At 72.6% G+C, this 11,473-nt stretch carries 8 protein-coding genes; 6 read left to right on the forward strand and 2 right to left on the reverse strand.

Going from position 1 to position 11,473, the window contains the following annotated elements; translation table 11 throughout:
• Positions 1 to 37 precede the first annotated feature (37 nt).
• Complete coding sequence (locus AC08OQ_RS04500; RefSeq protein WP_476599205.1) at positions 38 to 3,496, forward strand: Rne/Rng family ribonuclease; 3,459 nt, start codon at positions 38 to 40, stop codon at positions 3,494 to 3,496.
• A gap of 31 nt (positions 3,497 to 3,527) precedes the next feature.
• Here AC08OQ_RS04500 and AC08OQ_RS04505 read toward each other — a convergent pair whose 3' ends face one another.
• The gene (locus AC08OQ_RS04505) at positions 3,528 to 4,148 is read right to left on the reverse strand and encodes an MFS transporter (protein ID WP_462202589.1); all 621 of its coding nucleotides are present in this window, start codon (positions 4,146 to 4,148) and stop codon (positions 3,528 to 3,530) included.
• Positions 4,149 to 4,616: 468 nt separating this feature from the next.
• Here AC08OQ_RS04505 and rplU point away from each other — a divergent pair, with 468 nt between their 5' ends.
• From rplU to AC08OQ_RS04530, 5 genes are all read left to right on the forward strand, one after another.
• The gene (rplU, locus tag AC08OQ_RS04510) at positions 4,617 to 4,934 is read left to right on the forward strand and encodes a 50S ribosomal protein L21 (RefSeq protein ID WP_462186089.1); all 318 of its coding nucleotides are present in this window, start codon (positions 4,617 to 4,619) and stop codon (positions 4,932 to 4,934) included.
• A gap of 5 nt (positions 4,935 to 4,939) precedes the next feature.
• Entirely contained in the window at positions 4,940 to 5,206 is a 267-nt protein-coding gene (gene rpmA, locus AC08OQ_RS04515) for a 50S ribosomal protein L27 (RefSeq protein WP_462186088.1), read from the forward strand.
• Between the two features lie 186 nt (positions 5,207 to 5,392).
• Entirely contained in the window at positions 5,393 to 6,997 is a 1,605-nt protein-coding gene (obgE, locus tag AC08OQ_RS04520; protein WP_476599203.1) for a GTPase ObgE, read from the forward strand.
• Positions 6,998 to 7,001: 4 nt separating this feature from the next.
• Positions 7,002 to 8,117: a glutamate 5-kinase gene (gene proB, locus AC08OQ_RS04525; RefSeq protein WP_476599199.1), complete on the forward strand. Its 1,116-nt coding sequence runs from the start codon at positions 7,002 to 7,004 to the stop codon at positions 8,115 to 8,117.
• 386 nt (positions 8,118 to 8,503) lie between these two features.
• Positions 8,504 to 8,866, forward strand: a complete 363-nt coding sequence (locus tag AC08OQ_RS04530) for a hypothetical protein (RefSeq protein ID WP_462186085.1) — start codon at positions 8,504 to 8,506, stop codon at positions 8,864 to 8,866.
• Between the two features lie 200 nt (positions 8,867 to 9,066).
• Here the strand turns inward: AC08OQ_RS04530 and AC08OQ_RS04535 are convergent.
• Positions 9,067 to 11,473 (reverse strand): SbcC/MukB-like Walker B domain-containing protein (locus AC08OQ_RS04535; RefSeq protein ID WP_476611915.1); only part of this gene is annotated, 2,407 nt, incomplete at its 5' end.

Below are 11,473 nucleotides of genomic sequence, written 5' to 3' on the forward strand. Positions count from 1 at the left end.
CCGCGCCCGGACGGCCCGCGGCTCCACCAGGGCCAGGATGGAACCGGCGGATACCGCCGAAGTCGACGCTCCCTCGACCACCCCGGTCGGCGAACCAGTTCCGGTCGATAAACCCGCCACCGTCGAATCCGTCACTGTCATCCCGGCCCCGCACGACACGGCGGAGGCCACCGGACCGGTGCCGGCGCGGCGCGCCCGGGTGGCACGCAGCCGCCGCGCGGTGCGTGAGGTGACCGAGGTGGCGGTCACCCCTCCCGCCGAGGATGCCCCTCCCGCCGAGGAGGTGTCGCGGGACGTCGTATCGCCGGATGTCGCTGCGAAGCCGAAACGGACCAGGGCCCGTCGTGCCATCTCCGGACTGATGACGCCCGCTGCCGCGGTGCCGGACCCGGCCGCTGCGACCGCTCTCGGTCCGGCGATGCCGGATGTCGGTGCGACCGGGTCCGTCGGTGTACCCGCGGGTTCGACCGCCGCCATGGCGTCGGCTCCCGACACGCCCGGGCCCGCGGAACCGGAGTCCGCGCAGCCCGGGACCGATGAGCCCGGCGTCGCCGAGCCGGTGGCCCGGGAGTCGACCGCTGAGTCGAGCTCTGCCGAGCCCGAGGTCGGCAGCAGCCGGAGCGCGGTGACAAAGGCCAGGCGGGCGACCGCTCCGACCTGGGCCGGGATCCATAACGAGCTGGTCGTCGAGCCGGCGATCCGTCCCGTGCTCCGGCGACCGGTCGCCATGGTGACCTTCCAGGCTCCCGAACCGGCGGTCGTGGAGGCTCGCTGGCGGCGTGCCGCCGAACTCGGATCCGCCGCCACCGCGGTGGACTCCGTGGCGGGCACGGCGTTCCCGTCCGCCGAGCGGCAGCATGCCGAGGCACCGGCTCATCCCCGGGACGAGGCGGACGTGGTCACCGATCCCGACATGACCGATCTCGACACGACCGATCTTGACACGATGGGCGACCTCGCGGGCGGCGAGGAGGACAGCGAATTCGACGACGACCCGGACGGGGGCGGCTCGGCCTCCACCCGCCGTCGGCGCCGTGGTCGCCGTGGTCGTGGTCGGGCCCGGGGCGACGAGGACGGCGTGGAGTCCGGCCCGGAGGACGGCGTGGAGTCCGGCCCGGAGGACGGCGTCGCGGCCGCGGACGACACGGGTCGCGAGGGTGTGGCGCAGGACGCGGACGGTGCGGACGGCTCGTCCGCGGCCGGGCAGGGAACCGGGTCGGTGCCGGCCGGCGCGTCGGATGAGGGCGCCGAGACGCCCCCCGGCGCGGCGGAGGAAAACGCCGAGCGTGACGGTGAGGACGAGGACGACCGGCTGGGAGGGGCCCGCCGACGACGACGGCGGCGGCGGCGCGCCGGCGGCGACGAGCCGGCGCTCGCCGACGACCCGCCGAACACGGTCGTCCACGTCCGGGAGACCCGCAAGGACGAGGACCTAGTCCGGGGGCTGAGCGGGTCCACCCGTCTGGAAGCCAAGCGTCAGCGGCGCCGGGAGGGTCGCGACAGCGGTCGGCGTCGGCCGCCGATCGTCACCGAGGCGGAGTTCCTGGCTCGGCGGGAGTCAGTCGAACGCCGGATGGTCGTCCGCCACGCGGGGGACCGCACCCAGATCGCCGTGCTGGAGGACGGGGTACTCGTCGAGCACTTCGTGACCCGGGCGAGCTCGGCGTCCTACGCGGGCAACATCTACCTCGGCCGAGTGCAGAACGTGCTGGCCAGCATGGAGGCGGCCTTCGTCGACATCGGCAAAGGACGCAATGCCGTCCTCTATGCCGGCGAGGTCAACTACGACGCCTCCGGGCTGGACGGTCGGCCCCGCAAGATCGAGCAGGTACTCAAGTCCGGCCAGTCGGTCCTGGTCCAGGTGTCCAAGGATCCGATCGGGCACAAGGGCGCGCGGCTCACCAGCCAGATCAGCCTGCCGGGGCGGTACCTGGTGTTCGTCCCGGACGGGCAGAACGCCGGGATCAGCCGCAAGTTGCCGGACACCGAACGAGCCCGGCTCAAGAGCATCCTGAAGAAAATCACGCCCGAGGACGGCGGGGTCATCGTGCGCACCGCCGCCGAGGGTGCCAGCGAGGCCGAGCTGGAACGCGACATCGAGCGGCTCGCCGCCCAGTGGGAGGACATCGAGCGCAAGGCGAAGAAGGCGTCGGCGCCCTCGCTGCTCTACGGCGAGCCGGACCTGGTCGTCCGGGTGATCCGGGACATCTTCAACGAGGACTTCACCGAGCTGGTCGTCCAGGGCTCAGGTGAGGCCACCACGATCGAGGAGTACATCGACACAGTGGCTCCCGATCTGCGGCCGCGGATCCGCCGCTACACCGGAACCGGTGACGTTTTCGCCGAGTACCGGGTAGACGAGCAGCTCGCCAAGGCCCTCGACCGCAAGGTCTGGCTGCCCTCGGGTGGATCGCTCGTCATCGACCGGACTGAGGCGATGACGGTCATCGACGTCAACACGGGCAAGTTCACCGGCAAGGGCGGCAATCTCGAGGAGACGGTCACCAAGAACAACCTGGAGGCCGCCGAGGAGATCGTCCGTCAGCTGCGGCTGCGGGATATCGGTGGCATCATCGTCATCGACTTCATTGACATGGTTCTGGAGAGTAACCGGGAACTGGTCCTGCGCCGGCTCACCGAGTGCCTTGGCCGGGACCGTACCCGGCACCAGGTCGCCGAGGTGACCAGCCTCGGGCTGGTCCAGATGACCCGCAAGCGGGTGGGGCAGGGCCTGCTGGAGGCTTACAGCGAGCCGTGCGTGCACTGCAACGGCCGAGGGGTGGTCATCCACCTCGACGGCGGCAGCGGTGCACACGCCGCAGTCGGCGTGCCGAGCGGGACCATCGTGTCCGGTGCCGGTCAGCCGACTCCGGTGGCGGTGCCCGCGCCCGCGCCGGCGGAGGGGCCCGGGTCCGGTCGTCGGGCCCGCTCCTCGTCCACGCGTGCCGTGTCCACGCGTGCCGTCGATGACCCCACGATCATCGCCGCCGCCGCGTCGGCCGGGCCCACGTCCGTATCCGAATCCGAGGCGTCCGCCGGGTCCGGCGAACCTGGTGGATCCAGCGAACCCGGCGGATCCGTCGCATCATCGACGCCTGGCGCCGCGGAGAACGTCGCCGTGACGGCTGGCGAGGGTGCGATGGCTGGCGAGGGCGTCACCGCCGCGGATACGGTGCCCGCGCATGCGGCCGACAGTGCGGCAGGGCCGGCGGACGTGGCCGCGGCTGCCGCCGCCCCGGGACCCGTGGCAGCCGGCTCCCCAGCTGGGTCGAACGGGCAGGTGCCCGTCGGCGGTGGCTCCGGCGCGGGCGGCTTCGAGGATGCCCTGCCGCCGGTGTACGCCAACTCCGATGATCCCGACAGCCTCGCGACCGCGGACAACGCCTTGCCCACTGCGGGCAAACCGGCCCGGAGCCGACGGCGGCGGGCCTCCCGGCCGGTGTCCAAGCCGGCCGAGTCGCTGGAGTCCGTGCCCTCGGCGGAGCCCCCGAGCTGATCGAGGCCTGGCGGAGAGCCGGACCGGCCGTTCAGGCGGCGGTCGGCCCGGCCCGACTCGGACCGGCGGCCGGGCCCGGGCGCACGAGCCCGCGGCCGGCATTCTCCCGCAGCAGCAGATCGAGGGTGGTCCGGGAACGGGACAGGGCTACCTCGACTGCCTGACGGGCCCGTCCTGGATCGCCCATCTGCAGGGCATAGGAGGCGATGGTCAGCGACTGCACCAGATCGTCCTGATCGGCGAGGCTCGGGCTCATCCGACCGCGTAGGACCGGCTCGTCGGCCGTGTAGGCCGCATCGGCGGGGTCGGCCGCGTCTCCTGCGTCTCCCGCCTCGAGACCACCGGGCGGCCGGCCTTCCGTCCCGGAATCGGGCAACCCCCAAGCGGATGGACCCCGTCGGCGCAGCGCGATCCATCCGGCCGCGGCCGCGGTGCCCAGCGTCCAACAGGCGCCTGCCCAGGGCGGTAGGCCGGCGAAGGCCGTGAGAGTGAGACCGACGACGACCAGCACGGTCAGCGCGCCCGTCGCGGCGGGGACCGTGCCGGGAACCGAGCCATAACGACGGGCGGCGGTGGCCGCCGGGCGGCAGACGACGGCCAGAGCGACGGCGGTACCGGCTCCTGCGGCCCAGACCACCAGCTGCCAGTACATCCTCGTCACCCCCGACGCGATCTCATTCCCGGCGTCGAAGCCTCACGATCCATCGTGGAACTCCGCCATGTGGACGTTCCATGCTTCTCCCTCCTCGGCGGCCTACACCATGGCCCGTCCGGGTCATCCCTGGATATGACCCGGATGAGCGGGGCGAGGAGCCGCGATGAGATCCGCCCGGCGGGGCCCCGTCGCGTGCGGGATGCGTGACTGCCATGCGGGGGATGCGCGGGACGGAATGGGCGGTATGCGGCGGGCGGTCCTTCGCCCCACTCCCGATGACCTGTAAGATGGAGTCCGCATGCTCATCCGGACTGAGCGATGCTCGCTATCGGGCAATGCTCGCTGGATGACCGCCGATCGGCCGCGTTCCGGTCGATCGCGGCCCATGCGCACCCAAAGCTCCGCGGGGAACGCCGTTCCGGGTTCCGTGCGGTCACAGCGGCATAACAACAGCAGGGAGATCTGGTGTACGCGGTCGTTGCCAGTGGCGGCAAGCAGCACAGGGTCGCCGTCGGCGATGTCGTCGACGTCGAGCTCCTTCCCGGAGAGCCGGGCGCGGCCGTGAACCTTCCGGCGCTCCTGCTCGTCGATGGCGAGTCGGTCACCCACGACGCTGACGCTCTCGCGTCCGTCGCGGTCACCGCCGAGGTCGTCGGCGTCGTCAAGGGTCCGAAGATCCGGATCCACAAGTTCAAGAACAAGACCGGCTACCACAAGCGCCAGGGTCACCGCCAGAAGCTGACGCGTCTCAAGGTGACCGGCATCGAGACCGGGAAGGCCTGAGCGGGATGGCGCACAAGAAGGGCGCGAGTTCCTCGCGCAACGGGCGGGATTCGAACGCGCAGCGGCTGGGCGTGAAGCGCTTCGGCGGTCAGTACGTGAAGGCCGGCGAGATCATCGTTCGTCAGCGCGGGACCCATTTCCACCCGGGTGAGCTGGTCGGGCGCGGTAAGGACGACACGCTGTTCGCGCTCTCGCCCGGGCACGTGCAGTTCGGTCACCGGCGGGGCCGTCGGGTCGTGAATGTGGTGGCCGAGGCGGCGGTACCCGCCTGATCTGGTCGTCAAGGCCACGCTGTCGGTTCGACAGCGTGGCCTGGGCCGCCGTCAGGTGGCGATCTCGGCGATCACCGGTGCGCCAGCAGCCGCGCGTACCACCGCCCTGCCGAGCGTGGTTGCGCGGCTTTGGTGCGTCTCTCGCAGGGAGGGACTCGCGGGGAGGGATGTGGAGAGGAGGCGGTGATGCCGACGTTCGTCGACCGGGTGGTGCTGCATGCGGCGGCCGGGGACGGCGGTCATGGCTGTGCCTCCATCCACCGGGAGAAGTTCAAGCCGCTGGGCGGGCCGGACGGCGGTGACGGCGGCCGGGGTGGTGACGTCCGCCTCGTGGTGGACCCGAGCGTGACCACCCTGCTCGACTTCCACTTCCATCCGCATCAGCGCGCCTCCCGGGGACGCCCCGGCCAGGGGTCGAACCGGCACGGAGCGGACGGTGCGGACCTCGTCCTCCCGGTGCCGGACGGGACCGTCGTGCTGACGGAGGACGGCGAGCAGATCATCGACCTGGTCGGACCGGGCAGCGCGTTCGTACTGGCCCGCGGCGGCCGTGGGGGGCGGGGCAACGCGGCGCTCGCGTCGGCCCGCCGCAAGGCCCCCGGGTTCGCCGAACTCGGCGAGCCCGGCGAGCAGCTCGACGCCGTGCTGGAACTCAAGACCGTGGCCGACGTCGCGTTCGTCGGTTTTCCCAGCTCCGGCAAGTCCTCCCTGGTGTCGGTGCTCAGCGCGGCCAAGCCGAAGATCGCCGACTATCCCTTCACCACGCTGGTGCCCAATCTCGGTGTGGCGCAGGCGGGTGATCATCCGCCCTACACGGTCGCGGACGTCCCCGGCCTGATACCGGGCGCCAGCGAGGGACGCGGGCTGGGCTTGGAATTCCTCCGGCACATCGAACGCTGCTCGGTGATCGTGCATGTGCTGGACTGCGCCACCCTGGAACCGGGCCGTGATCCGATGACCGACCTCGACGTCATCGAGGCCGAGCTCGCCGCCTACTCCGCCGATCTGTCTGACCGTCCCCGGCTGGTCGTCCTCAACAAGATCGACATTCCGGACGCCGCGGAGCTCGCGGAGCTCGTCGCCCCCGAGCTGCGAGCCCGTGACCTCGCGGTCTTCGCGGTGAGTACCGCGACCCGACGTGGCGTGCACGCGCTGTCCCTGGCCCTGGCCGACATCGTCGCCCAGCACCGGGCGGCTGCGCCGGCCCGGGCGGCGACCCGCATCGTGCTGCGTCCCCGCGCGGTGAACGAGCCCGACTTCACGGTGCGCCCCCTCGGCGACGGTTTCCTGATCATCGGGTCGAAGCCCGAGCGCTGGGTGCGGCAGACCGACTTCACCAACGACGAGGCGATCGGCTTTCTCGCCGACCGGCTCGCCCGCCTCGGCGTGGAGAAGGAGCTCGCCCGCCTCGGCGCCACCGCGGGAGTGGAGGTGACCATCGGCGAGGTCACGTTCGACTGGGAGCCGACGCTGAGCGGCGGCGGGCTGGGTAACGGCGGGCTGGGCGGCGATGATCAGCCGGGTGGCGACGGGCTCGCCGAGACCGGTCTGGGTGGTCGCGGGCCGGCCGGCACCGCGGCCTCCGGTGCGGCACCGTCACCCGGCCGAGGTGGGGACACGGGTTCCCCAGTGTCCCTCGGGCCGCGCGGGACCGACGACCGGTTGCGGGCCTCGGTGCGGTTGACCCGGGCCGAACGGATGGCTCGCCGCGCCGCCGTCGCCGCCGTCGCCGTCGCCGTCGACCCGGCGGTACGAGGAGAACCGGCGGTACGAGGAGAAGAAGAAGGATGAAGGCGTGCGTCCGTTCGTGACCGACGCGCGCCGGGTCGTCGTCAAGGTCGGTTCGTCCTCGCTGACGACGGCCGTCGGCGGTCTGGACGCCGACCGGCTCGAGGCGCTGGTGGCCGCGGTGCTGCCCCGGGCCGGACAACAACTGGTGCTGGTGTCCTCCGGGGCCATCGCCGCGGGTCTCGCCCCGCTCGGCCTGGCCCGGCGGCCGCGTGACCTCGCCACCCAGCAGGCGGCGGCGAGCGTCGGCCAAAGCTCGCTCGTACACAGCTACGCGGCGGCGTTCGGACGGGCCGGTCACCAGGTCGGCCAGGTGCTGCTGACGGCGACCGACGTGATCCGCCGCACCCACTACCGCAACGCCCGGACCGCGCTCGACCGGCTGCTCGAGCTCGACGTCATCCCGATCATCAACGAGAACGACGCGGTGGCTACCCAGGAGATCCGGGTCGGCGACAACGACCGGCTCGCCGCGATCGTCGCCCATCTCGTGTCGGCGGACCTGCTGGTGCTCCTGTCTGACGTGGACGGCCTGTACGACGCCAACCCCCGGCTGGGCCCGGCGACCATGGTGCGCGAGGTGCGTTCGGACACCGACCTGGACGGGCTGACCGCCCGGGGCACGGGCACCGCCGGTGTCGGGGTCGGCGGGATGGCCACCAAGATCGAGGCAGCCCGGATGGCGGCCTCCGGCGGCGTTACGGCGATCATCACTTCGGCCGCGAACGCCGCACCGGTGCTGCGGGGGGACGAGGTCGGCACCGTCTTCCACTCCACCGGGCCGCGTCGGGCCTCCCGCCTGCTCTGGCTGGCGCACGCGACCGCCCCCGAGGGCTGGCTGCACTTGGACTCCGGGGCGGTGGCCGCGGTGGTACGGCGGCGGGCGTCGTTGCTGCCCGCCGGGATAACCGGCGTGGAGGGGGACTTCGCCGCCGGGGACCCGGTGGACCTGGTCGACCCCGACGGGCGGTCCGTGGCGCGGGGGCTCGTTGCCTTCGACGCGGCGGAGCTGCCCGTGATGCTCGGGCGTTCGACGGCCGACCTCGCCATGGAACTCGGACTGTCGTACGAACGTGAGATCGTCCACCGCGACGACCTCGTGCTGCTGCTGCCGGCCCGCTGACCCGGCCGGCTATCTCACCCGGCCCGGGCTGAGGTGCCAGCCAGGCGTGCCGGCCCGTTTCCCGGCCCGGGACGAGCCGTTTCCCGGCCGGGACAAAGCCGTCCAGATAGCCATCCATATAATTAGACATATCGGCTGGGGAGGATGGCTTGGACGGCGATATTCCAGTGGAAACCGGCGACTATCGTGCCTCGTTTCCCGGAATTCGAGAGAGCCCATCAACAGCTCTCTCCCGGCATTCCGCCCCGGCTACCCGGAAAGTCGCCGATAAAACTGAAAAGGCCTCGGCGCAAAAAATGGCGACGGCGGCGAATAACGTTTCCGGAGTCGGGTAACCTTCCCTCGGCGGGCAAGAGGTCGCATCTGTTGAGAGAGGTTATTTCGTCATGAGAATGCGTAAGACCGTGGGTCTCCTCGCCTCGGCCGGAGCCGCCGGCGCGCTGACGCTGGCATCGGCCCTTCCCGCGAGCGCGGATCTGAACAGTTCGAACGTCTTGATCGGCGGCGTCGCCAGGTGCCCGGCCAGCGCCGCGGTGGGCGTGGCGGTCCGCACGACGGCCGGCGAGTTCGACTCGTCCGGCGTCGGCGCCGGCGGCTTCTACAGCCTGAGCCTCCAGCAGGTTCCGGTGGCCGGCACAAGCGCCACCTTCAGCGTCCAGTGTTCCGACAACTCGGACAACTACAGCCGTACCTTCCCCCTCCAGAGACCGTTCAGTGGAAAGTCGGTCACCATAAACCTGTTCTCGTAGCCGGACATCTCCGTTGAAGACTCGATGAAATGATCCGATCCCTGGTCCGTCCGGCAATGCCGAAACGGCCACCACCGGAATCCGGTGGTGGCCGTTTCCCGATCCCGGGTCCTGGCCTGGGATGCGGTTTTCCCGGCTAGGCCGGCCGAGTAGTGGTGTATCCGGGCCAGCGGTGTATCCGGGTCAGTGGTGCGTCCGGGTCAGGACGTGGTCTCGACCCGGCTGCCGCCGACCCCTTTGACGACCCGGATCTGGTTCGGGATGCGCTGGCGCAGCTCGGTGACATGGCTGACGACGCCGACGAGCCGGCCGCCGGAACGCAGCTCGTCGAGGACGGTCATCACCTCGTCGAGGCTGTCCGGGTCGAGCGTGCCGAAACCCTCGTCGATGAACAGCGCGTCCATCCGCCGGCCTCCCGCCTCGGCCGTCACGACGTCGGCGAGCCCGAGGGTCAGTGACAGCGCCGCCTGGAAGGTCTCCCCGCCGGACAGGGTGGCGGTGTCGCGCCGCCGGCCGGTCCAGGCGTCGTCGACCAGCAGCCCGAGGCCGGCGCGCCGGCGCTTGTCGCGGCTTTCCCCCGCGTCGTGCACCAGAGTGAACCGGCCGCCGCTCATCGCCGCGAGCCGATGGCTGGCGGCAGCGGCCACCTCTTCCAGCCGGGCCGCCAGCACGAAGCTGGACAGCGGCATGCGCTCGGTGTTGGCACCCCGCCCGGCGGCCAGATCGGCGAGTCCCCGCAGCTCGTCCGCCGCCTCCCGCAGCGGATCCAGGGTAGTGAGCTTCTCGGTGAACTCCGTGACCAGCGCGGCCAGCCGTTCGGCCCGTTCCCGGGCGCGTGCGGCCGTGGCGAGCGTGCTCTCGTGGACCTCGCGGGCGTCGGCCACGGCCGTCTCGTGGTCGGCCAGCGGGACCTCGGTGTCCGGGTCGACGGCGAGATCCTCGCCCGCCAGCCTGGCCCCGACGGCGACGAGCTCGTCCCGATGGGCTCGGACCTCGTCCGCGGCGCGGCGCATCCAGTCGGAGTCCCGCACGGCCTCGGCGGCGTCGTCCAGGTCGGAGAACCCCGCCTGCCGCGCCTGGTCGAGGGCGGCCGTCCCGGCGCGGATGTGTTCGGCCCGGGCCTGCTCGGCTGCCAGGGCCGCGGCCTGCGCGGCCTCGTGATCGGCGGCGAGGGCGGTGACGGCACGGCGGCGCGCGGCCAGTGCCTCGGGGTCGCATAGCTCCGCCGGAACGCCGGCGAGCCGCCGGGCGGCACGGCCCCGGGCGTCCGCCGCGCGTTCCCGGGCTGCCTGCGCCGCGGTCCGTGCGGCGGAATGGCGGGCCGCGGTCTCCTTCTCGTTCTCGTGGACCTCGCGCAACGCGGCCTCCGCCGCGGCGAGCTTCTTAGCCGCCCGGGTCCGGGCGCGGACCGCGTGGGTCAGCACGGCGGCGAGTTCATCGAGCCGATCCGCGACCGGCGCCTCGGAGCCGCCCAGCAGCGTCGCGACCGGAAGCGCGCGGATCTCGGCGAAGGCGGCCTCGACGCGGTCGTCCGGGTCCGCCCTGTCGTTCGGGTCCGCGCGGTCGTCCCCGTCCGTTGGGCCGACCAGGTCGGCGTGCAGCGCCCGGACCCGGGACTCCCAGTGGGCCACCGCCCGGCCTGCCCTCGTCGCGGCGTCGGCGAGCCGGTCCGCATCCTGCCCGGCCGCGGTCTCGGCGTCCTTGCTCACATGATCGGCCCGGGTCTCGGCCGGGTCGGGATGCTCCAGGGCCCCGCAGACCGGACAAGGCGTGTCATGGACAAGCGCGGCGGCGAGTTCGGCGGTGATGGCGTCGAATCGCTGCCGCCGGAGGTCGGATGCGTGGGTCCGGGCCGCGGATGCGTCTCGTTCGGCCTCGTCGGCCACGGTCCGCACCTGCCGCCCCTCCCGGACGGCGGAGGCCAGCTCCTTGGCCCACCGGGCCCGTTCGACCAGGCCGGGCAGGGCGGCGCCGGCTCGCCGGGCGACCTCCACCCGGGCCTCGGCCTCGACACGGGCGCGGGGCAGCGTGACGCTGATCGCCTCGGCGAGTTCGGCGGCGGACCGGGTGTGGGCGGCCGTGTCCCGGTCGGCCCCGGTGGCCTCCTCGGCGTCCCGCTCGGCGGCGGCGAGGGTGTCGGTCAACGTTTCCAGTCGCCCGGTCTCGGTGTGGGCGAGGCGGGCCAGGCGGGCGAGTTCCTCGGCAGGCGCCTCGGCAGGCCTCCCGGTGGCCTCCTCGGGCAGTGGTCCCGAGGGGGCGGGTTCTCCCCCGGGGAGGAGCCCGGATGGATGGCGTCCGAGCCGGTTCCGGGCGTCGCATTCGTCGGCCTCGGCCCGGTGGACCGCCGCGGTGCGGCGGCGGACCTCGTCCAGGGCGGGCGCGACGACAGCGGCCCGGCGGGCCGCGTCCAGTCCGGTGGTGAGCAGCTCGATCCGGGGTGCCTGTGCCGCGAGCTCCTCCTGCCGGGCGGCCAGTATCCGGCGCTGCTCGACGCGTCGGGCGAGGTCGCGTGCCTGGTCCAGGGCCTCCTCGGCCGAGGTGCGCCGCGCTGCCGCCGCGCCGGCCGCCTCGTCGGCCGAGATGGCCGCCGCCGCGGCGGTCCCGGCG

Source organism: Frankia sp. CcCS3, from assembly GCF_977927575.1.